We start from the raw sequence: 21,790 nt of genomic DNA on the forward strand, positions 1-21,790 counted from the left end.
TCGGCCGTCAGGCCGCGGAAACGGTCTCCGCGCCCTTCGGTCCCGTGCTCTCCGGCTCCGCGGCCCCGGTCTCGGTGGCCTTGGCGTCGGTGGCCCGCTCGCTCGCGGCCCGCGTCGCCGCCTGGCGGCGACGGCGCACGAAGGCACCGAGGGAACGCCCGGTGGGCTGCCCGATGGCTCCGGTGGTCCGGTCCAGGAAGATGGCGAGGATGACGATCGCCAGCCCGGCCTCGAAGCCCTGGGCGACGTTGACGCGGGAGAGCGACTCGACCACGATCTTGCCGAGGCCGTCGGCGCCCACGAAGCCGGCCATGACGGCCATGGACAGGGCGAGCATGATCACCTGGTTGATGCCGGCCATGATGGTCGGCAGCCCCAGCGGCAGCTGGATGCCCCGCAGGATCTGCCACGGCGTGCCGCCGAAGGCCTGGCCGGCCTCCACGGTCTCCTTGTCGACCTGCCGGATGCCCAGCTCGGTGAGCCGGACGCCGGGTGCCATCGAGAAGACGATGGTGGCCACCACGCCTGGCGCGTAGCCGATGCTGAAGAAGATGACCACGGGCACCAGGTACACCAGCGCCGGCATGGTCTGCATCAGGTCGAGCACCGGCCTGACGACGGCGCTGACCGTGTTGTTGCGGGCGGCGAGGATACCGACCGGGACGGCGATGATCACCGCGATGATCGTCGCGATGAGCACCATCGCGAGCGTCTGCATCGCCGGCTCCCACAGCTCCATGCTCACGATCAGCCCCGTGCCCAACAGCACGAAGATCGCGAAGCGCACGGACCTGATGGCCAGGCCGAGGAGCGCGAAGAGGATCACCAGCACCAGCGCGGGCGGCGACAGAAGCCAGTCGCTCAGCCCCTCGACCAGGAACTCCAACGAGTCCTTGATGCTGTCCAGCAGACCGGACATGTTGTCCTTGATCCACCGGATGCCGTCGTCGACGCGCTCCCCGAGGGGGATGTGCGGCAGCTCGTTCATCGGGTGCCTCCCGCGGTGGTCTCCAGGGCGGCCTCGGCACCGCTGTCACCGGGCTCGTCGAGGCTCGGCGGGGTCAACGCGCTGAGCAGCGTCACCCGGGGGATGATGCCGACCAGCGCGCCCGTCTCGTTGACCACGGCCAGCGGGGCGCGGGTCGCGGCGGCGTGCTGGAAGAGGTCGGCGAGGAAGTCGTCCGGGCTGACCCGGGCGATGCCCTCGCCGTCGCGCAGCGGCAGCTTCTCGGAGCCGTCGCGCACGGCCTCGGCGATGTCCTCCTCGTAGACCACGCCCCGCACCTGGCGGTCGTTGCTGACGACGAGGAGCGCCTGCGTCTGGTGCTCGCGCATCAGGCGGTGCGCGGCCTTGGGGCCGGTGTTCGGTCCGACGACGGCGACCGGGCGCTCCATCACGGCGCCCGCCGTGAGCACCCGGGTCCGGTCGACGTCGGCGACGAACTGGGAGACGTAGTCGTTGGCCGGCTCGTTGAGGATCTCCTCGGCGCTGCCGACCTGCACGATCCGCCCGTCGCGCATCATCGCGATCCGCTCGCCCAGGCGCATGGCCTCGTTGAGGTCGTGCGTGATGAACAGGATCGTCTTGCCCAGCTCGGACTGGAGCTCCAGCAGCTGGTCCTGCATCTCCTTGCGGATCAGCGGGTCCAGGGCGCTGAACGCCTCGTCCATCAGCATGATGTCGGTGCCGGCGGCCAGGGCGCGGGCCAGGCCGACGCGCTGGCGCATACCGCCGGAGAGCTCGGAGGGCATGTGGCCGCCCCAGCCTCCGAGGCCGACCATGCCGAGGGCCTCCTCGCCGGCCTTCTCCCGGTCGGCCTTGTTCACGCCGCGCAGCTGGAGCGCGTAGGCGGCGTTCTCCCCCACGGTGCGGTGCGGCAGCAGCGCGAAGTGCTGGAACACCATGCTCACCTTGTTGCGCCGCATCTCGCGCAGTCGGGCGGCGGAGAGGTGGGTGACGTCGTCGCCGTCGATCCGCAGGGTGCCGTCGGTCGGCTCCAACAGGCCGTTGATCATGCGGATCAACGTCGACTTGCCGGAGCCGGAGAGCCCCATCACGACGAAGATCTCGCCGGGTTTGACGTCGAAGGTGGCGTCGATGACCGCCGCGGTCAGTCCCTCACGGCGCAGCCTCTCTCTGTCGGCTCCCTCGGCCAACATGCGCACACCACGTTGTGGTTTACGGCCGAAAATCTTGGTCAGGCCTGTCGCTTCTATGGCCGGCACGATGCTCCAGGAGTCGGGGACGGGGGGCGGCCACACTCACGTATCACACGCGGGTGGCGGTGTCGGGGGCTCGCAAACCGGTGGCCGGTGGGCCCTGCGACGCCGTCTAGCCTTACACGAGCCGCGCACAAGATGCACACTGCAGGCATTCCGAGGCTGTAACGATCCACCTCAGACCCGTCCGACCTGCGAAAGCGTCATTTCCGCCCGCATCCGGAACCGGGGCATCGGTCGCCCAGGGGTGCCCGTCGACGACTCTCCGTGGTTTTCGGCTTCCGCCGACCGGAAGGCGCAGCTCAGGCCGGGTTCCGCCCGGTTACGCCCGGTGCGCGCGGGGTCGGGCGGCACGCGCGGGACCCGGGGGCCTCGGGCGCGTACCGAGGGGGCTCCCTCGCGCCGGATCGCGCGCCGGCGCGATACCTCCAGGTTCACCGCATGTATCGCGCGCCGGCGCACCCGCGAACCGAGCCGGAGAAACGTTCGCAGTCGCGAAGCCACAGCGCGGGCACCCGGGGTGGCGCCGGCCGTGGGCGCTGACACCCCGGCCGCCCACGCCTCGGTGCCAGGCGCCGCCTCCTGTGGCTTGATAGAGCGCAGGGGCATCCCGGGCCGGGTGGAGAGCAGCGCCGTCGGCCGGGGGCGCCGGGAGAGCGGGCGTCCGGCGGAAACGCCGGCCGCCGGAACCACCGAGGAAGGGACGGCACGATGACCCAGGACGATCGACAGGTTGGCAAGGACGATCAGGAGCGCGAGGCCCTGATCGCCCGGATCGACCAATCGGTGCCCCACTCCGCTCGTGTGTGGAACTACATGATCGGCGGCCAGGACTGGTACGAGGTGGACAAGGTCCTCGTCGACCAGTTGATGACCAACCACCCGGAGGCGAAGGGACTGGCGATCGCCTCGCGCGAGTTCCTCGTCCGCGCGGTGCGCTATCTGGTCCAGGAGGCCGGCATCGACCAGTTCCTCGACATCGGCACCGGCCTGCCGACCGCCGACAACACCCACCAGGTCGCGCAGCGTTACGACCCCGAGGCGCGGATCGTCTACGTCGACAACGACCCGCTGGTGCTCCTCCACGCCAGGGCACTGCTGACCTCGACGCCCGAGGGCGCCACGGACTACGCGGAGGGCGACGTGCGCGACCCGGGCGCGGTGCTCGCCGCCGCCGGCGCCACGTTGGACCTGGAGCGCCCCGTCGGCCTGATGCTGCTGTCGATGCTCGGCCACATCCGCCCCGACGCGGCGGCCGAGCTGGTCCAGGACTACATGCGCCGACTGCCGAGCGGCAGCTACCTGGTGACCTGCGACAGCATCGACGACCCGGTGATGATCGCGCTCAACAAGGACTACGCGGCCTCCGGCGCCGTTCCCTACTACCCGCGCAGCGAGGCCCAACTGGCGGCCACGGCCGATGGGTTGGAGATCGTGGAGCCGGGCGTGCTACCCATCGCCCGCTGGCGTCCCGCGACGTCCGCCGCTCCGCCCACCGACCAGCTCTTCCAGTGGGGCCTGGTCGCCCGCAAGCCCTGAACTCCCGCGCGGCGGGCGCGCGTCCCGTTCCTTCCGGGGAACGGGACGCGCGCCCGCCGTTCTTCGCCACGGCCGCCGGGTATGGAGTCGGCCCGCCGGGGGAAGCATGGGTACCACCCGCTTCCGTCCCTCACGACCGACGCAGCCTCCCCCGCACCATCCATCGCGACGATCGCTCCGCACGGCGTCCCACGCCGCGCGCATGAAACGATTCACGAGTGGAGGGTCCATGGCCGCCTCCCGCCCCAACCCCGAGGACCACGCGCCCGGCAGCCGCACCCCCGAGGGCCGCGCCGCCCCGGAGGAGCACGGTTCCGAAACCCCGCACGACGACCGACCGCCCCCACCCGTCGTCGCCCTGCGCGACGTGTGGAAGAGCTACGGCGCGGTCGCCGCCCTGCGCGGCGCGCGGATCGAGCTCCACGCCGGGGAGGCGCACGCCCTCGTCGGCGAGAACGGCGCCGGCAAGTCCACGCTGATCAAGGTGCTGGCCGGGGTCCGCCAGCCCGACCGCGGCGTGCTCGAACTGGACGGGGCGGCAACGGAGTTCAAGAGCCCGCAGGACGCCAGGGCGGCCGGCGTCGCGGTCATCCACCAGGAGCCGGCGCTCTTCCCCGACCTGAGCGTGGCGGAGAACGTCTTCGCCGGGCGCCAGCCGCGCGGCCGGTTCGGCCGGATCGACGAGCACGCCATGCGCGAGCGGGCGCGCGCCCTGCTCGCCCGGCTCGGTGTTCCGCTGGACCCGCGCCGCCCCGCGCGCGGCCTCTCCATCGCCGACCAGCAGATCGTGGAGATCGCCAAGGCCGTCTCCCTGGAGACCCGCGCGCTGGTGATGGACGAGCCGACCGCCGCCCTGTCGGGGCCCGAGGTGGACCGGCTCTTCTCCGTGGTGAACGCGCTGCGCGCCGAGGGCACAGCCGTGCTCTTCGTCTCCCACCGCTTCGCCGAGGTCACCGCCCTCTGCCAGCGCGTCACCGTGCTGCGCGACGGCGCCCATGTCTCCACCGGACCACTGGCCGAGACCACCGTCGACCAGCTGGTGGCGCGGATGGTGGGCCGCGAGCCGGACGCCCTCTTCGTGCGCCCCGGGAAGCAACGCCCGCCGGGCGAGGTGGTGTTGGAGGTCGAGGGGCTGAGCAGGGCCGGCGCGTTCCGGGACGTCGGCTTCCGGGTGCGCGCCGGGGAGATCGTCGCGCTCGCCGGGCTGGTCGGCGCCGGCCGCTCCGAGGTGGCGCGCGCCGTCTTCGGCGTCGACCGGCGCGACGCGGGCCGGGTCACGGTCGCCGGCCGCGCCCTGCCGAACGGCCGGCCGCGCGCCGCGATGGCGGCCGGCCTCGCGCTGGTCCCCGAGGACCGCCGCCAGCAGGGCCTGGTGCTCGCGGCCTCCGTGCAGCGCAACGCGACCCTGCCGCGCGCCCGCCAGCTCTCCCGCTTCGGCTTCCTCGTCGGCGGCGCCGAGCGCCGCGCCGCCAGGGAGTGGGCCACCCGGCTGCGCACCCGTTACGGCGACCTGGACGACCCGGTCGGCACGCTCTCCGGTGGCAACCAGCAGAAGGTGGTTCTCGCCAAGTGGTTGGCCACCGGCCCCCGGGTGTTGATCGTCGACGAGCCGACCCGGGGCATCGACATCGGCACCAAGGCGGAGGTGCACCGGCTGATCGCCCAGCTCGCCGCCGACGGCGTGGCGATCCTGCTGATCTCCTCCGAACTGCCGGAGGTGCTGGGCATGGCCGACCGGGTACTGGTCATGCGCGAGGGCCGACTGGTAGCCGACCTGCCGCGTGAGACGGCCGACGAGGAGCGCGTCATCCGCGCCGCGACCGGTCAGGAGGCCCCCGCATGACCGTCACCGCACGGCCGCCCGAGCCACCGAAGGAAGGTCGACGGCGCGGCGGCGCGGCCCTGTTGGACGCGGTGCTGCGGTTCCGCGCGCTGGGCCTGGTCGTCGCACTGGTCCTACTGGTCGCGACCACCTGGCTGGCCAACTCCCGTTTCCTCTCCGCCCAGTCCGTCCGCGACATCCTGCTGTCCACCGCGCTCACCCTGCTGCTGGCGTGCGGGATGACGATGGTGGTCGTCGGGCGCGGCATCGACCTGTCGGTCGCCTCCGTGCTCGGCCTGTCCGCGTTCGGCACGGCGACCGTGCTGGCCGACCACCCGGGGCTGCCCGTCCCGCTGGCCGCGCTCGTCGGCGTCGGCATCGGCGCTGCCTGCGGCGCGGTCAACGGGGTGGTCATCGCCTACGGCCGGGTGCCGGCGCTGGTGGCGACGCTCGGCACGCTCTACGTCTTCCGCGGCCTGGTCTACTTCCTGGCCGGCGGCTCCCGCATCAGCGCCGGGGAACTCCCGCGTGGCTTCCTGGACTTCGGCACCGCGCGGGTGCTCGGCGTCCCCTGGCTCTTCCTGATCGCGGTGGCCGCGCTGCTGGCCGTCGGCGAGTTCCTGCGCCGCCACCGCGCCGGCCGCGACCTGTACGCGATCGGCTCCCACGAGGAGGCCGCCCGGCTCGCGGGCATCCCCATCCCGTCCCGGCTGCTGCTGGCCTATGTCGTCTCCGGCACCCTCGCCGGGCTCGGCGGCGTCCTGTACGCCGCGCGCTACGGAACGGTCGACGCCTCCGCCGGCTACGGCATGGAACTGGACATCGTCGCGGCCGTGGTCGTCGGCGGCGTCGCCATCTTCGGCGGCAGCGGCAGCGTCTTCGGCGCCGCGCTGGGCGCGCTGCTGCTGACCGTGATCAACAACGCCCTGCCGGTGCTGGGCGTCGACCCGTTCTGGCAACGCGCGGTCGTCGGCGCGCTGATCATCGCGGCCATCGCCCTGGACCGGCTGGTCGCGCTGCGCGTCGCCGCCTCGCTCCGAGGGAGGGACGCCGATGTCCACTGAGGCCCCGTCCCGCGCCACCCGCGCCCCGCTGCGCGACACGCTCCGCCTCCCGCGCCGCCTCGCCGGCTGGGACGCGGCGGTCGTCGTCCTCACCGTGCTGACCCTGGTGGTGGCGTCCGGCACGGTGGAGGAGTTCGGCACGACCAGGAACGCGACGTTCCTCATCCTCGACCTGGCGCCCGTGCTGCTGCTGGCGCTGCCCATGACGCTGATCGTGGTCAGTGGTGAGATTGACCTGTCGGTGGCCAGTACGGTCGGCCTTACCAGTGCCCTGATGGGTGAACTCTGGGCGGCTGGAATGCCGTTGGAGACCATCATCCCGCTGGCGGTGCTGGCCGGCGCGGTGTTGGGCGCGTTCAACGGGCTGCTGGTCACCGTCCTCGGGCTGCCCTCGCTGGCCGTGACCATCGGCACACTCGCCCTCTACCGGGGCCTGGCCTATGTGCTGCTCGGTGACACGGCTGTCGCCGACTTCGCGCGGGAGTACACCCGTTGGACGATCGGCTCGCTCGGCGGCGGCTGGGTCCCGAACGTGGTGCCGCCGATCCTGCTGCTGGTGACGGTCTTCGCGGTGGTGCTGCACGCGACCCCGGTGGGCCGTTCCCTCTTCGCGATGGGCGCCAACGACACGGCCGCCGCGTTCTCCGGGATCCCCGTGGAGCGCACCAAGTTCTGGCTCTACGTGATCGCCGGCGCGGTCGCCGGACTGGTCGGCGCCTACTGGACGCTGCGCTACTCGACGGCCCGCGCCGACAACGCCGAGGGGCTCGAACTCACCGTCGTCGCGGCCGTGTTGCTGGGCGGCGTCTCCATCTACGGCGGCCGGGGCACGCTGCTCGGCGTCGTCGCCGGCGTCGTGCTGCTCAGCTCGCTCCAGAACGCGCTGCGGCTGGCGAAGGTGTCTGCCGACGCGCTGACCGTGGTCACCGGCACCCTGCTGATCCTCTCGGTGCTGCTGCCCAACGTCACCGCCGCGCTGCGCGCACGCCTCGCCCGCCGCGCGGCCCGCGCCGTTCCGCCGCCCCGGGGGCCCGAGCCGCCCCCGCCGGGCACCCGCAGCCCCGCCCCCGAGCCGACACGAAGGGATGGCACGCCATGAACCGCACGCCCCGCGGGAGGACCCGCGCCCGCACCGCATCGACGAGGGCGCTGGCCCTCGGCGTACTTCTCGCCACCCTGGCCGCCTGCGGCGGCACCACCAGGGACGACGAGGAGGAACGCGACGACTCCCCCGCCGGCGACGCGACCGCCGACCCCGACGCCGAGTACGCCTCGGACCTGAGCGTCGCGATGCTGCCGAAGTCGGTCAACAACCCCTACTTCGAGGCCAGTAGCGAGGGCGCCGAGCAGATCGCCGAGGAGCTGGGCGGCTCCTACGACTACACGGGACCCTCCGAGGCCTCGGCCTCGTCCCAGCTCTCCTATGTCAACACGCTCAGCCAACAGGCCACGGACGTCCTGCTGTTGTCCGCGAACGACCCCAACGCGCTGTGCTCGTCGCTGGAGCAGGCGCGCGCGCTGGAGACCGTGGTGGTGACGTTCGACTCCGACGTGGCGCCCGAGTGCCGCGACGTCTTCGTCAGCCAGGTCGACGGCGAGGAGGTCGGCCGTTCCCTGCTGGAGATGACCGCCGAACAGATCGGCGGCGAGGGCGAGATCGCCGTCCTCTCCGCGACGGCCAACGCCACCAACCAGAACGTCTGGATCGGCATCATGGAGACCGAGCTGGCGGAGAACCCCGACTACGCGGACATCGAACTGGTCGCCACCGCCTACGGGGACGACGAGGACGAGAAGTCCTTCCGCGAGACCCAGGGCCTTCTCCAGGCCCACCCCGACCTCAGGGCGATCGTCTCCCCCACCACGGTCGGCATCGCCGCCGCCGCGCGCTACCTCCAGGGCTCCGAGTACGGCGGCGAGGTGGCGCTCACCGGGCTCGGCACCCCCAACCAGATGCGGGAGTTCGTCGCCGACGGCACGGTCACCGAGTTCGCGCTGTGGGACCCGACCCAGCTCGGCCAACTCGCCGTCTACGCGGGCGCCGCCGTCTCCTCCGGCATCATCACCGGCGCGGAGGGCGAGACGTTCACCGCCGGCGAGCTGGGCGAGTACACGGTGGGCGCGGACGGGGTGATCACCCTCGGTCCGCCGACCCGCTTCGACGCGGAGAACATCGACGACTACGACTTCTGACGCGGCGGTACCCGCGCCGGACCGCCGTTCCCCTGCAGGCGGGCGGCGGTCCGGCGCGGGTACCGCAACCGCTGGTCCGGCAGCGCCCCGCCGCCCCCGGCCGCGGGGAACCGACTCAGTCCACGTCCTCGTCCTCGTCGTCGTCCTCCTCCATGCTCGCGTACCCGGAGTGGAACAGCGCGGAGAAGCTGGGGTACTCCGTGGTGTCGCCGTACTTCGGTGCGAACTCGTAGGCGGCCCACTCGCCGTCCGGCCCGACATCCGTCGGGTCGAGCAGCCAGTAGTCCTCGCCCCGGGCGATCTCGACGCACCGGCGGAACAACAGGACTTCGTCCTCATTGCCGGGTATCGAGTCGTACGTCGCGATCACGCGCCCGCCGGCCTCGCTGTCCCGCATCCACACGACACGGCCGCAGGAATGGACACCGTCCACGTAGCCTTCGAGGCGCGTCCACCCGTCGCTTGCCTGGAAGAACCCCCGCAGGCCGGGTGGGAACCGCACTCCGAGCCGCTCCTCGGCCGCCGCCAGGGCCTCCTCCCGAGCGGGGGTCTCGCCCAACCACGGCTGGACCCGCCCCCCTCGCTCCAGGACCTCCAGCTGATCGTCGTCCAGCAGATCGACCAGTTCGTCGCCGTCGGCACGAACCCTCGCGTACAGCTCGCCGTACCGCTCCAGAAAGGCACGCCACTCCTCCGGCGTGGTCGGAACCCCGGCAACTTCGTTCTCCGCGGACGTGGTTGTCTCACTCATGCCGATCATGGTGCCAGGCAGCCGTCCCGCTCCCGCCGCCGGTGGCCGCCGGCCGGCACGGGTCGATGCCCTTCATGGTCATCGCGGCGTAGCCGACCTCGATCAGCGGATAAGGTCACACCCCCGTGTTCGCCGGTTACGGGGGCGCCACGCCGACGCGCACCCTCGCGCACCCCCGTGACCGCTTACTACCGCGTCGCGTTTCCGCCGAGTACGACTCACCCCGCCCCGTTGAGGAGTCCCTCATGCCCGCTGTTCTCAGGCCCGTCCTCGATCTTCTGACCATACGCGGCACCGTCACCGAGGCGGAGCAACTCACCGCTCGGATGCGCCGGTTGCGCATCGAGAGCGGGCAACTGGCCGGCCTGGAGGTCCGGCCGGGCCAGCAGGTGCGCGTCCTGGTCGGCGGACTCACCCTCCGCACGTACTCGATCTGGCACCACGACCCGTCCGGCGTCGTCGAGTTGTGCGTACTGAACCACGCGGGAGGCGGACCGGGCGCCGGATGGGGCCGTGCCGTCGCGCCGGGCGAACAGGTGCGGCTGCGGCGCCCCGAGGGCACCTTCATGCTGCGCCCCGATGCCGCCCGCCACTTCTTCGTCGGCGACGAGACGGCCTCGGTCGCGTTCGGTGCGATGCTCGCGGCACTGCCCGGGGAAGCCGTCGTCTCCGGGTGTATCGAGACGGCGACAGCCGCGGACCGGCTGCCCCTGGCGGGCAGCGACCGGCTGGACTGGGTGGTCCGGGGCGAGACGTCACTGCCCGACGCGGTACGACGACTCGCTCCCGAGCCCGGTGGGATCGCGTATGTCGCGGGGGAGGCACGGGACGTGCAGGCAGTGCGGCAGGTGCTCGTCAGGGAGGCGGGCTGGGACCGGCGCGCGGTCCTGACCAAACCGTTCTGGACGCCGGGCAAGAAGGGCATGGAATGACGGCCGGGTCGTGCTCCTCCGTCCGCCACTCGCCTAACAGGCCGTGTCGACCCGTCGCGCGAGGCCGCTCGGGGCGAGTCCCCGCGCGACGCGGGAGACGTCCTCCGGGTGGTCGGTGTGCAGGACCCACGCGGCGCACCGGCTCCGCGCCAGGTAGTCGGCGGCCTGCGCGTCGATGATCGGCGGGGCCCCCGCGGCCTGCCAGCCCAGCGAGGCCGTCGCCAGCTGGCGCAGGCTCAACCGGCCCGGCAGGTCCAGGAGGTTGGGGCCCAGCGAGTTGAGCCGGGAGAAGTGCTTGAACGTGCAGGCGACGCGGGAGCGCGAGTGGTAGGTGGCGGCGGCCCACAGGGAGTCCGTGGTGGCGAAGTCGGTCGAGGGGAGCAGGGTGCAGACCCGATGGCCGGCCAGCGCGTCCGGCAACTCGGTGGGGTGGTCGACCAGGGTGGAGCGATGGGCGGAGTTCCGGCGGAGCCAGTGCTGGATGACCTTCGACTGGGCGGCGACGACCTGGGCGCCGATGTCGGCCACCGCCTCGTCGTCCACGTTCAGCCTGCGGGCCAGGTCGGTCAGCAGATAGGCGCCGGCGCCGCTGGGGACGAGCACGACCCTGACGTCGCGGGCCAGCGCGCCGACGGTGCGCAGCAGCCGGCCGAAGAGGTCCGGGTCGATGCCGAAGTCGCGGTAGGCGCAGGAGGAGTAGGACTCGATCCGCCCCATTCTTCTCGTCGTTCCGTATCCGGGGAATCTGACGCAGATGACCTGTTCGTCACAGGGCATCGACGCTCCGCAGCAGCATCGCGAAAGCGGGGGTCTTCTCCGTGAGTTCGTCAAGACCCGCGCGGTCCACCCATCGGTACTCCTCCAACTCGGAGCGTGCCAGCAGAATGCGCGGGATCTCCGGGGTGGTGTGGCGGAAAAGGAACCAGAGGTGGTCGGAGACCCCGTAGCGGCACTCCTGCCCCTCCCTCAGCATTCCTCGGAACATCAGTTGGAGGGCGGTCGTCTCGATGCCGACCTCCTCGTGGAGTTCGCGTCGGGCGGCGAGCAGTCCCGACTCCCCCCATTCGCAGTGGCCGGCCGGAATGCTCCACCGCCCCTCGTTCGGGGGCTTGGTCTTTCTGACCACCAGCACGCGGTCGCCGTGCCGCACCACGACGCCGGCGGAGACGTGGGCCGGGCGGTTTCCGTTGTCGATGACGACGTTCGGACCCGCGTGGTCGATCCGGGCCGGCCGGACGAAGATTCGGTGCTGGTTCATTCCGTCCCTCGTGCTGTTTCCGGTTCTGGTGGGAGCGACGTCGTTTCCCTCGATGGCCGCGAGACCGACCGAGAAGCGGTCGAGAACCTCCTGCGCCGTGTTTCTCGCGGCGGGTTCGGGGAGAAGGCTGAACAACTGCTCCCGGTGGTCGGAGATCTTCCGCGGGGCGTCGGGGACCGCGAGGAGCCAGCGGGCCAGTTCGCCGGTGCCACGCGCGGTCAAAGCGGCGACGGCCGCGCGGCTCGGGAACCGTTCCGACCGGTCCGCCATCCAGCTGTCCAGAAACCCGTTGATCCGTGCGACCAGCGGCGCGTCGGTCAGTTCGTACCCGAAGCGGTACAGGTTGTCCGCGTAGTCGAGTCGGCCGGGAAAGATCTGGAGATAGGTCAGCTTCCGCAGCCCGCGTATCTTCACTCCCGGGTGCGACTGGGTGAACGCCACCGTGCGGAGGGCGGTGTCGGCGGGGAGTTCCAGGGTGTTCCAGAGTTTGTCGAGACCGGTGAGGATGCGGACGCCCCGGCGCAGCATGTCCGTCTCGGGGTCCGCTATCTGCTGGCCCTCCGGCTTCACCGCCGTGGGAACGCGGGCCTCCCCGGCGGACTGCCGGCGCAGCGTGGGATGGGAGACGACGAGCGGCGAGACGTGCGCTATCTCGACCTTTTCCAGGTTCCTGCCGTTTCTCGCGATGATTCCGGCCAGGAAGTCGGAGGTCTGCGAGGTGGTGCTGACGATGGTCAGCCGGTCCTTTCGTGTCGCCCGGATCTTGTGTTCCAGCCGCACGTCGGCCTCGGAGAACCGGGAGGTGACCCGGAACCTGACCACCGCCCTCGCCTCGATCTCCGAGGCCAGCGAGTCGAGTTCCTCGCGGGGAACGAAAGCGGAGAGTGCGTGTGTCAGCACCAGCCGCCGGTAACTCTCGTCCTCCGCCGCCCTGCTGGCCAGCTCGGTGAGGCAGGAGGAGTCGAAGTCGAATATCTCGATCGCGTGCCCGTGGTACTGGTACCCGAGGACGAACACCCCGCACTCCGACGGCGTGGCGTCCACCTGGGTGCTCCAGCCGCTTCGGCGGAGTTCGGCGAGAAGCCGCAACCCGAGGAACGCCTCCCGGAGTTCCTCGCAGTCGAGTTCCTGGCCGCGGGTGACCCTCGCGTTCAGGATCTCGTAGATCTGCCCGATGCGCCGGTTGTGCCTGGCTCTCCGCACGGTCGCGGTCGTGATCTGACCGAAGGCAACCGTTGTGAGTATTCCCTGCGTGAAACTGCCCACGTAGCTGGTGGCGAACGCGCGCACGGCCCCCACGAAGAGGGACGACGCCTGGATGGTCAGGATCAGCGAAACGGCCATGAGGGGGATGGCGTTTCGGGCGGCGAAAGCGGTGAGGCTGCGCCAGGTCTTTCCCGGCCCAATGGTCACGGTGATGGGTCCGATCCGTCTCGGGAAGTGCCTCTCCGACGGGTTCCGTTCGGCCTGTTCGACGCGGCACCTGGCTCGGCACCCGCTGAACGGGCAAGACCTACCAGCCGCGTGCGGGTGCGCACAAGGGCGCGTGGGTGCGGGAGCGGGGGGTAGAGCTGCCGGTGTGCCGGAGGAGTACGCGTACCCCTATCGTCAGGGGCTTGTGTCATCGGGTCGCTTCCCCTCGTTGACGTCCGGGGTGTCCGAGGTGCTCGCCGACCGGCTGCCCTCCCGGGCCTGGGACGTGGTGGTGGATCTCGGCTGTGGGGACGGCGGGCTGAGCCGTCGGCTGGCCGACCGCCTGACGGTCTCGGCCGGCTGGATACTCCTCGACCGCGACCGGAGACTGCTGGACGAGGCCCGTCGCGTCCTCTCCGCGCGGGTCGAGCGGGTGGTGCCGGTGGTGGCCCATCTCGGCGCCACGCCGCTGGCGCGGGACCTCTCACCGGCGAGGTCGCTCGTTCTGGTGTCCCATGTGCTCTACTACCTGCACCCCTGGCAGCCCGTCATGCGGGGGCTGATCGAACGGGCGCGCGGGAGCCGACCGCCGGCCGTCATCGTGGTCGTCCTCCACAGTCACCGCTCCGACTCCTATGTGCTGCGCCACGGCGTCCGGGTCTCGCGCGGCGAGGCGGAGCCGAGGATGGCGCACGCCGAGGAGTTCGCGGCGTGGCTGGCGGAACGGGACGTTTCCTGGGCGCGGCACCGGGTCTCGGTGTCGTACCGGCCCACCACCCGCCCGATCGGCGTCGGGCTGCGGACGCTCGCCGAGGAGGACGGCGCACTCCGTTCGCTGCTGCGGATGTTGGGCCACGCCGATCCCCTCGCCGTGGAGCCGTCCGTCCTGGCGGCGTTCCAGCGCGTCGTGGCCCGGGACGGCCGCGGGCGACCGCCCGTGTTCGAGTTCCACGACGAGGTCTTCCTTCTGCACGGCGGGCGGGGTGCGTAGACGGCGGAGCCGCGGCGCGCCGTCAGGACGGGGTGCGGCAGCGGCGTTCCGTGCCGGGCGCACCGCCGCCCCCACTTCGGCGCGGGGCAACTCGACGGCTCCTCACGACCACGACTACGACTTCTGACGCGGCGGGACCGCGTCGGGCCGCCGCCTCCTGGCCCGGTAGGCGGCGGCCTTGACGCGGTTCCCGCAGCCGTCCATCCCGCACCACGCGCGCCGGGCCCCGCGCGACTGGTCGAGATACAGCCGGGTGCAGCTCTCGCGCCCGCACTCCTTGAGGCGGGCGCCGGGGTCGGCCAGCACGGCGATCCCGCTTCTGGCCAGGCCGGCCAGCACCGCGCCCAGGTCCCCCGTGATCCGCGCCCCCGCGTCGCTCAGGCGGAGCGCGGGGGGCGGCCCGGCGGCGGACACGTTGACCGTCTCCAGGGCGGCCGGGTGGAACGGGCGCTCCCGCACGCGGTCGAGCGCGAGCCGGTAGAGCGCCTCGCGCAGCGCCAACGCGCTCTCGAAGAGGCCGTCGCGCTCCGAGCCGCCCCCGGTGAGCCGGTCGGGAAGCCCCGGGCACTCCCCCACCCAGCGCTCCAGCGCCGCCGGGTCGGTCAGCAGGTCGACGGGCGCGTCCCGGCGGGAGAGCACGGTGCCGGTGAGGTCGAGCGACGGATCGCCGCTGACGAACGAGAACATCACGTCACCATCTTGACCGGTGACGGGCGACGGGGCAACATCGTCACCGGTTCAACCAGTTACGCGAAGGAGGCCGTTGATGGGCGGGGCCCCCGAGGAACCCCGGAGGGTCGTCACGGGCACCCGAGGGGTCGAGGGCGTGGAGGCCGTCGTGCTGGACGTCCTCGGCACGCTGGTCGACGAGCCCGGCGGGCTGCGGGCGGCGATCCGCGAGGTCGCGCCCTCGGTGGACGAGGCGTCCGTCGAGGCACTGCTCTCGCTCTGGCAGCGCCATGTGGCACACGAGCAGCGACGCATCGCGGCAGGTCGGCGCCCCTGGGCCACCACCACGACTCTCGACGGCGAGGCGGCGCGACGAGTCGCCGACGGACTCGGACTCGGCGACCCCCACACCCTCGCCCGCCTGGCCACGGCCAGCCGACGGCTGCCCCCCTGGCACGACTCCGTCGACGCCCTGGCCCGCCTCTCCCGGCGGTTCCCCGTGCTCGCCCTCTCCCACGCCGACCACACCGCGCTGCTCGGACTGAACGCCCACGCCGGCCTGCGATGGCACCAGGCCCTCTCCGCCGAGACCGTCCGGGCCTACAAGCCGGCCCCCGAGGTCTACCGACTCGCCGTCGACACCGCCGGGATGCCGCCCGCACGTGTGCTGATGGTCGCCGCCCACGCGTGGGACCTGCGCGGGGCGCGGGCGGTGGGCATGTCCACCGCCCATGTCAGCCGGCCGGTCGGCGATCCGCCGTGCCCGTCGGACGACTTCGACCTGCGCGTGGACGGCCTGCACGCGCTGGCCACCGCGCTGGGCGCCTGAGCCGCGCCTCAGGTGGCGGGGGCGTCCCGGACGGGGAGTTCCACCGCCAGCTCCATGCAGCGCAGGCGGGCCGGGGAGAAGTCGTAGGGCATCTTGCCGACGGCCTCGAACGCGCTCATGGAGCCGGCCTCCCGCCGGCCGGGGCCCAGGTCGCCCTCGCCGTCGTCGGCGGCAGCGGGGTGCAGGGCTTCCCAGGCGTCGAAGAGAGCATCCTCGTCCTCCTCCAGCCCCGACTCCTCGATGACGGCGTGCAGCGCGCTCTCGAAGGCGTGCCGCTCGGCGGCCACCTGAGCCACTCGTGGGTCGTCGACGGCGACACCGTCGTCGAGCGCCTCCTCGGCTTCGTCGACGCGGTCGGACTCCTCCCGGAGCGTGGGATGCGTGGCCAGTGCGAGGAAGCGGCTGGCCTGGACGGCCGCGCCGAGCGGGCCGAAGATCCGCTCGGTGACCAGCAGGGTGTCCAGGTCCTCCTGACGCAGGGAGCCCTCCGGCAGGTCCTTGAGGCGTGCGGTCACGAAGTCGGAGAGCAGGCCCAACCGGCTGCCCTCGGCGCGCATCCGCCGCACGGCGTCCCGTTGCCGCCGGGCCTCCGCCTCCCGCCCGGCGAGCGTTTCCTCCAGCCGCTCCAGCGTGCCCGCGACACCGTCCCCTCCGTCCGCGTCGGCGGGGCCCGTGCCGGTGGTGAGGGCGTCGCGGATGTCGTCCAGGGCGATCCCGGCGTCGGCCATCCTGCGGATCCACAGCAGGCGGATCATGTCCTCGTACCCGTAACGGCGGCGGTCGTCGCCGCCCCGCTCGGGCTCGGGGAGCAGACCGATCGCGTGGTAGTGGCGGATCGCCCGTGGCGTGGTGCCGACGAAGGCCGCCGCGTCCCCGATCCTGACCTGGCGGGGCGGCTGGGGAAACGGGTGCATGGGCGGGGACCTCTCCTCAGGGCATCGGAACGTGGACCCACCGCACCACATGCCGCTGCGGAAGGTGCAACCCACGGCGCCCCGCGGCGGCTTCCACGCGGTGAGGCCCGCCGTCAGCGCCGGTCCGCGGCGCAGGCGTTGTCGCTCTGCCGTCCGTCCTCGATCCGCGCCACGGGCGTGCCGACGAGCCGACGCAGCACGGTGCGCAACCCCTCCTGGGCGTCGGCGTCCAGGTCGGCGAGCAGGCTGGCCTCGATCGCCTCGACGTCCGCGCGTGCGGCGTCCAGGGTGCGCCGGCCCTCCTCGGTCGCCTCCACGATGCGGGCCCTGCGGTCGGCCGGGTCCGGACGGCGGCGCACCAGCCCGGCAGCTTCCAACTCGTCGAGAACCAGGACGAGTTTGCTCTTGTCGACGGAGACGGCCTGGGCCAGGGAGAGCTGACTCCGCACGGGAGCTTCGACGACGGCCATCAGGACCGTGTAGCCCCACAGGCTCATGCCGTGCTCGCGCACGACCGACACTTCCGCCGTGGCGAGGCCCTGCTTGAGGCGGGCGAACAGCCAGTGCAGATCGCCGTGGAGCCGGCCGGCCGACACCTGGTCGCCGGTGGGGGTGAGGGACATACCAGCAGGCTAGCAACGCGTCAAAATCGTCTTGGTTCACAACTATCTTGGATTACTCTGATTTCTACTTCAGATCATCTAGCCTGAAAGGAACTGCTGTGGCGCATCTGCTGCATCTGGATGCCAGCGCCCGCACCGACTCGTTCTCGCGGGAGCTTGGCGCGGCCTTCGTCACGCGCTGGCGGGCCGCTCGTCCGGAAGGCACCTACACCTACCGGGACCTGCTGGCGGAGCCGGTCGCGCCCATCGACGAGGCCCGGGTGAAGCTGGCCGCCCGGTCCTCCCTGGACGGCGTGAAGGACCTCGCGACCATGGACGAGGCGGTGGCCGCCGCCCCCGAACTGGCCGGGGCATGGGCGGCGACCCGCCCCCTCGTCACGCAACTCCTCGCGGCCGACGTGCTGCTCGTCGGCACGCCCATGTACAACTTCACCATCCCCGCCGCCCTCAAGGCCTGGATCGACCAGGTGACCCTGCGGTGGCTGCCGCTCGCGGGGAAGTCCGCCGTGATCCTCAGCGCCCGCGGCGGCGCCTACGGCCCCGGCACGCCCCGGCAGCCGTTCGACTTCCAGGAGCCCTATCTGCGCGCCTACTTCTCGGCACTCGGCCTGGAGGACGTGGAGTTCGTGCACACGGAACTCACCTCCGCCCCGGTCATGCCGTTCCTGAAGCCGTTCCGCGACGCCCACGAGGCGTCCCGGGCCGCCGCCCTGGAAGCGGTCGAAGCACTGGCCGCCGGCGTACCGGCCGAGGCCCGCGCGAACCGAACCGTTCCGTAGGGCGAGGCCCGGCCCCCGCCAGCTCACAGCCCCCTTCCCCCCACGAGAGAGGACATCACGCACGATGGACACCGCACTCAGGGACCGTGTGGTCCTGGTCAGCGGCGCGTCGACCGGTATCGGCGCCGCGACCGCCCGCGCCTACGGACGGGAGGGCGCCCGCGTCGCCCTCACCTACCGCGACAGCCGGGAGAAGGCGGAGAAGGTCGTCTCCGAGATCGAGGCCGGCGGCGGGCAGGCACTCGCCGTCCGGCTCGACCTGGAGGATCTCCCCACCGTCGAGGAGGCCGTGGCCACGGTCGTCGCAGCCTGGGGCGGGGTCGACGTGCTCGTGGCCAACGCCGTGCGCTGGGGCGGCGACGGCCCGCCGGACCCGAGCATCCGCTTCGAGGACGTGCCACTGGAGGAGTGGCAGGCCATGATCGGCGCCAACCTGGTCGGCGCCGCCGCCCAGGTCCGGGCGGTCCTGCCGGGCATGCGCTCGCGCGGCTGGGGCCGGATCGTGCTGATCTCCTCGGGCGTCGCCGAGGAGGGCGTGCCCGGCCCCGGACCGTACGGAACGGCCAAGTCGGGCCTCCACGGCCTCGCCCGCGGCCTCGCCTGGGAGGCCGGTCGCGACGGGATACTCGTCAACGTGGTGGCCCCGGGCTTCACGTTGACCGACAGCCGACCGCCCATCCCCCCGGCGATCGTCGAGCGGCTCGCCGCCGGCACGCCCACCCGCCGTCTCTCCGACGCGGACGACGTCGCCAAGCTGGTCCTGTTCCTCGGCTCGGGAGCCAACGGCAACCTCACGGGCGAGCTGGTCCGCGACGGCTCATCCGCCGCGCGCGCCCCCCACGTCGGCCCCTGACGCCGCACCGGCGCGGGGCCGGGCGGCCCCCATGACGACCACCTTGTTCCTGGAGGAGGACAGGGACCTCGGTCGGTACGAGACGAGCCTGAATCACCTCCGCAGCGAGGCGCTTGACGCGGCGGCGTCGCTCCGACTCATCCGCGATGTGGCAAAGGAACACTACAAATGATCAAAGAGGTCGACCTCAGCGAGGCCGTCTGGACCAAGAGTCACCGCAGCAGCGGCGGCGACAACTGTCTGGAGGTCGCCTTCGTCGACGGCGTGGTGGCCCTGAGGGACTCCAAGGACGTCGGCGATCCGCGAGCCAAGGTGTTGCTGTTGTCCGTTGACGACTACCGGGCGTTCATCGGCGGCGTCCAGGACGGCCAGTCCGACCTGCTCCCCTGACCGCGCCTGCCCCGGGCCCTCACGAAAACACGTGGGGGGCCCTTCTCGTATCCATGCCCCACCACCGACTCACCGGGCTACGGGGTTCACTCCATTCAGTGCGTCGTCACCGCCCCAGCAACTCCCGCGCCTGTCCGGCGAACGGCTCGAACCCGCTGCGCTCGGCGCGCCGCAACAGCGGCAACGCGGCCTCGCGTTCGCCCCGTTCGACCAGGATCTCGCCGACGCGGTAGCCGGCCTCGCCCACCAGCTCGGCGTCCTCGCTGGCTGCCAGCGTCCTGCGGTACCAGTCCACCGCCTCGTCCCGGCGTCCCAACCAGTAGCACAACTCCCCTATGTGCGCGGCGAACAGCGGCGCCTGCTCGTGGTCGGAGGCGGCCGTGCGCCCGAAGTGTTCCAGCAGCGCCGGCAGGTCCCGCTCCTCCTTGGCCGCCGCGCCGAGCTGAAGCACAGCGGTGAGGGCCATCCCGCTGTCGCCGCTGTTCTTCGCGCGCCGCCGCCACTCACGGGCCGCGTCCTGGTCGCCCTCGCGTTCCGCCTGGGTGGCCAGGGCGAGGGCGGCGCGAGCCGCCCATTGCCCCGTCCCCTCAGCCGCCGTCCTCAGCAGGGTCAGGCCCAACTCGCTCTCGTCCCCGTCGTGTAGGAACTCGCCATAGCGGAAGACCGCCTGGAAGTGTGGCTTGGACGACGCCTCGACCCGCCGTGCGAACGACATCCCTTCCGCCTCCAGCGCCGCGTTGAGCGCGTGCACCGCCTCCTCCGGGGCCCCGTGCTCCTTGAGAACCCTGAGCAGGGTGTGGAGGGCGCGAGCGGTCCCGCTGCCGCCCTCCCACCGGGAGAGCCGCACCACCGCGCGCCCCCAGTCGGCGAACGCCTCCGTCCGATCGCCTCGCGCGTGGGCAAGTACGGCCAACGCCCCGGTCGCCGCGACGGCTTGGCGCCCCAGACGGTGCTGGGCCCCGCAACGGTCCACCGCCTGACGCAACGCCTCCGCAGCCCGCTCCGGCTCGCCCAGGTCGCGCAGGGCGAGGCCGAGTCCGAGGGAGGAGAGCGCTCGGGTCTCCTCGTCGGCGGTGTCCGCCGAAGCGGCACGCTCCAGCCACTCGACGGCCTCCGCGAGATCGCCTCGCTCCCGCGACCTGGTGCCCACCGTCAGAAAGCCCCTGGCCGCCGCGGACGGGTCCCAGCACTCGGCAGCCGTGGCCATCACGAGGACGGCCGACGCGGAACCGTCCTGCTCCAGCAGCTCCAGCAACTTCCGCCCCACCCGCCGCGCGCCGAGGGTGGCCGGGCCGCCGGTCCCGGCGACGGCGGCCCGGTATCCCTCGGCGGGGCGCCCCGTCAACATGGCCAGCCGCAACGTGGCCGTCACCGCGCGCCGCCGCCGCCACTCGTCGGCCCAGGCGAGGGAGAGAGCGACGAGCAGGGTCGCGGCCGCGTCCAGGTCGCGGTCCTCGGTGATGGCCAGGAGCAGGGCTTCGGCCTCCGGGAAGTTTTCCGCGAGGAGGGGACCGGCCAACGCGCGTGCCGGCTCGCCGTAGTGCTCCTCCAACAGCGCCCGGGCGCCGGTCAGGTCACCGTCGCCGGCGAGTCGGTGAGCGTGGGCCGCCGGCGACTCGGTGCCGGTGCTTCGGCGTATCTCCGCGGCCAGGCCCTCATCACGTTGGGCGAATTCCGTTGCGAGGGCCCACCCGAACTCCGCATCGGCCTCCGTCTCCCGGCCGAGTCCGCGCAGCAGCACCCCGCGCCGTACGGCCGCCCGGGAGCGGTAGCGGTCCCCGTAGTGCGGATGGGGCGCGCTGTGCTCGGCGCGTTCATAACTGGCGCACGCCGCCTCGTACGCGCCCTCCCGCGCCCGGAGGTCCCCCAGCGCGAGCAGCGCCTTGCCCTCGGTCGCGGGGTCGGCCAGGTCGGCGGCTTGCGCGTAACGCTCCGCGGCTCCGGCCGTGTCGCCCCGCTCCTCGCGCAGCCAGCCGAGAAGGAAGTGGCCGTGCGCGCTGCCGCGTTCCGCCTGCCGGGCGTACCACGGCTCGATGTCCTCGCCCGTCGACGGCACGGCGTCCGAGGCGAAGTTCCCCGTGTCCCAGCAGTCCCCGACCCGCAGCGGCTCCAGCCAGCGGGGGTCCGTGACCCGGATGTCGAAGTCTCCCTGTACGAGCAGCTCCTCGTCCGGCCAGGCCCCGTCCTCGCACTCGCCGGAGTACTCCTCGAACTCTTCCGGGTCCACCTCCAGGTTGTGCGCGGCGACCCGCTCCACGGCGGTGACGAACCGGTGGGTGTGCCGGTCGATCCAGTCGGCGTCGAAGTACTCCCCGTGCGTCACCAGGTCGGTCAACGGCCCGTAGCGGAAACCGATCGTGTCGTCCGCGGCCTCGACCAGCACCCGGAAGAAGAAGCTGGGATCGTCCGGCAGCAGGGCGTCGCCGTCCTCGTCCAGCAGATCCTCGTAGCGGGTGACGAGAACCCGCAGACGCACCCGGCACCGCTCACGGTCGATGCTCAGAACCCGTACTCCGAAAAGGTTGTTGACAGACATGGGACCTTCCCCCG

General features: G+C 72.3%; 21 protein-coding genes. 12 read left to right on the forward strand and 9 right to left on the reverse strand.

The annotated features are described in order from the left end of the window. Window positions 1-7 precede the first annotated feature (7 nt). Both FH715_RS11445 and FH715_RS11450 read right to left on the reverse strand, forming a co-directional pair. Window positions 8-988 carry an ABC transporter permease gene (locus FH715_RS11445; protein WP_139644048.1) on the reverse strand — a complete coding sequence of 327 codons (981 nt, stop codon included), beginning with the start codon at window positions 986-988 and terminating at the stop codon, window positions 8-10. Then, window positions 985-2,226 (reverse strand): quaternary amine ABC transporter ATP-binding protein, encoded by a 1,242-nt coding sequence (locus FH715_RS11450; RefSeq protein WP_139644051.1) that lies wholly within the window; start codon window positions 2,224-2,226, stop codon window positions 985-987. The genes FH715_RS11445 and FH715_RS11450 overlap by 4 nt, the downstream gene beginning before the upstream one ends. Before the next feature lie 705 nt (window positions 2,227-2,931). Here FH715_RS11450 and FH715_RS11455 point away from each other — a divergent pair. From FH715_RS11455 to rhaS, 5 genes are all read left to right on the forward strand, one after another. Beyond that, window positions 2,932-3,759 carry an SAM-dependent methyltransferase gene (locus tag FH715_RS11455; protein ID WP_139644054.1) on the forward strand — a complete coding sequence of 276 codons (828 nt, stop codon included), beginning with the start codon at window positions 2,932-2,934 and terminating at the stop codon, window positions 3,757-3,759. Between the two features lie 229 nt (window positions 3,760-3,988). Further along, the gene (locus FH715_RS11460) at window positions 3,989-5,602 is read left to right on the forward strand and encodes a sugar ABC transporter ATP-binding protein (RefSeq protein WP_139644057.1); all 1,614 of its coding nucleotides are present in this window, start codon (window positions 3,989-3,991) and stop codon (window positions 5,600-5,602) included. Beyond that, complete coding sequence (locus FH715_RS11465) at window positions 5,599-6,645, forward strand: ABC transporter permease (RefSeq protein ID WP_139644060.1); 1,047 nt, start codon at window positions 5,599-5,601, stop codon at window positions 6,643-6,645. Before FH715_RS11460 ends, FH715_RS11465 begins: the two co-directional genes overlap by 4 nt. Then, complete coding sequence (locus FH715_RS11470; RefSeq protein ID WP_139644063.1) at window positions 6,635-7,744, forward strand: ABC transporter permease; 1,110 nt, start codon at window positions 6,635-6,637, stop codon at window positions 7,742-7,744. The genes FH715_RS11465 and FH715_RS11470 overlap by 11 nt, the downstream gene beginning before the upstream one ends. Further along, entirely contained in the window at window positions 7,741-8,838 is a 1,098-nt protein-coding gene (rhaS, locus tag FH715_RS11475) for a rhamnose ABC transporter substrate-binding protein (RefSeq protein WP_139644066.1), read from the forward strand. Before FH715_RS11470 ends, rhaS begins: the two co-directional genes overlap by 4 nt. A 115-nt stretch (window positions 8,839-8,953) precedes the next feature. Here rhaS and FH715_RS11480 read toward each other — a convergent pair whose 3' ends face one another. Then, window positions 8,954-9,598, reverse strand: coding sequence for an SMI1/KNR4 family protein (locus FH715_RS11480; protein ID WP_139644069.1), 645 nt, complete (start codon window positions 9,596-9,598; stop codon window positions 8,954-8,956). A 236-nt stretch (window positions 9,599-9,834) separates the two neighbouring features. Here FH715_RS11480 and FH715_RS11485 point away from each other — a divergent pair, with 236 nt between their 5' ends. Beyond that, the gene (locus FH715_RS11485) at window positions 9,835-10,521 is read left to right on the forward strand and encodes a siderophore-interacting protein (protein WP_139644072.1); all 687 of its coding nucleotides are present in this window, start codon (window positions 9,835-9,837) and stop codon (window positions 10,519-10,521) included. Window positions 10,522-10,554: 33 nt separating this feature from the next. Here the strand turns inward: FH715_RS11485 and FH715_RS11490 are convergent, their stop codons facing one another. Next, entirely contained in the window at window positions 10,555-11,238 is a 684-nt protein-coding gene (locus FH715_RS11490) for a hypothetical protein (RefSeq protein ID WP_139644074.1), read from the reverse strand. Window positions 11,239-11,287: 49 nt separating this feature from the next. After that, entirely contained in the window at window positions 11,288-13,123 is a 1,836-nt protein-coding gene (locus FH715_RS11495; RefSeq protein ID WP_139644077.1) for an NUDIX hydrolase, read from the reverse strand. A 298-nt stretch (window positions 13,124-13,421) separates the two neighbouring features. On the opposite strand from FH715_RS11495, the gene FH715_RS11500 reads away from it, so the two are divergent. Next, window positions 13,422-14,183: a class I SAM-dependent methyltransferase gene (locus FH715_RS11500; protein WP_139644080.1), complete on the forward strand. Its 762-nt coding sequence runs from the start codon at window positions 13,422-13,424 to the stop codon at window positions 14,181-14,183. Between the two features lie 114 nt (window positions 14,184-14,297). Here FH715_RS11500 and FH715_RS11505 read toward each other — a convergent pair whose 3' ends face one another. Beyond that, window positions 14,298-14,870: a CGNR zinc finger domain-containing protein gene (locus FH715_RS11505; RefSeq protein ID WP_139644416.1), complete on the reverse strand. Its 573-nt coding sequence runs from the start codon at window positions 14,868-14,870 to the stop codon at window positions 14,298-14,300. Between the two features lie 79 nt (window positions 14,871-14,949). On the opposite strand from FH715_RS11505, the gene FH715_RS11510 reads away from it, so the two are divergent. Next, window positions 14,950-15,681 (forward strand): haloacid dehalogenase type II, encoded by a 732-nt coding sequence (locus FH715_RS11510; protein ID WP_139644084.1) that lies wholly within the window; start codon window positions 14,950-14,952, stop codon window positions 15,679-15,681. A gap of 8 nt (window positions 15,682-15,689) precedes the next feature. Here the strand turns inward: FH715_RS11510 and FH715_RS11515 are convergent, their stop codons facing one another. After that, window positions 15,690-16,595, reverse strand: coding sequence for a MerR family transcriptional regulator (locus FH715_RS11515; protein WP_139644089.1), 906 nt, complete (start codon window positions 16,593-16,595; stop codon window positions 15,690-15,692). 113 nt (window positions 16,596-16,708) lie between these two features. After that, window positions 16,709-17,218, reverse strand: coding sequence for a MarR family winged helix-turn-helix transcriptional regulator (locus FH715_RS11520; RefSeq protein WP_139644092.1), 510 nt, complete (start codon window positions 17,216-17,218; stop codon window positions 16,709-16,711). Between the two features lie 98 nt (window positions 17,219-17,316). Between FH715_RS11520 and FH715_RS11525 the strand changes: the two genes are divergently transcribed. The 4 genes from FH715_RS11525 (at window position 17,317) to FH715_RS11535 (ending at window position 19,240) form a co-directional block, all read left to right on the forward strand. Continuing rightward, entirely contained in the window at window positions 17,317-17,997 is a 681-nt protein-coding gene (locus FH715_RS11525; protein ID WP_139644095.1) for an FMN-dependent NADH-azoreductase, read from the forward strand. 64 nt (window positions 17,998-18,061) lie between these two features. Beyond that, window positions 18,062-18,850: an SDR family NAD(P)-dependent oxidoreductase gene (locus FH715_RS11530; protein ID WP_139644097.1), complete on the forward strand. Its 789-nt coding sequence runs from the start codon at window positions 18,062-18,064 to the stop codon at window positions 18,848-18,850. Window positions 18,851-18,881: 31 nt separating this feature from the next. After that, window positions 18,882-19,022, forward strand: a complete 141-nt coding sequence (locus tag FH715_RS28190) for a hypothetical protein (RefSeq protein ID WP_170184704.1) — start codon at window positions 18,882-18,884, stop codon at window positions 19,020-19,022. Continuing rightward, complete coding sequence (locus FH715_RS11535) at window positions 19,019-19,240, forward strand: DUF397 domain-containing protein (protein WP_139644100.1); 222 nt, start codon at window positions 19,019-19,021, stop codon at window positions 19,238-19,240. Before FH715_RS28190 ends, FH715_RS11535 begins: the two co-directional genes overlap by 4 nt. 106 nt (window positions 19,241-19,346) lie before the next feature. Here the strand turns inward: FH715_RS11535 and FH715_RS11540 are convergent, their stop codons facing one another. Then, window positions 19,347-21,776, reverse strand: a complete 2,430-nt coding sequence (locus tag FH715_RS11540; RefSeq protein WP_139644103.1) for a tetratricopeptide repeat protein — start codon at window positions 21,774-21,776, stop codon at window positions 19,347-19,349. Window positions 21,777-21,790: the final 14 nt, after the last annotated feature.

Origin of the sequence: Streptomyces sedi (assembly GCF_006335015.1) — a bacterium.
Lineage (GTDB): Bacteria > Actinomycetota > Actinomycetes > Streptomycetales > Streptomycetaceae > Streptomyces > Streptomyces sedi.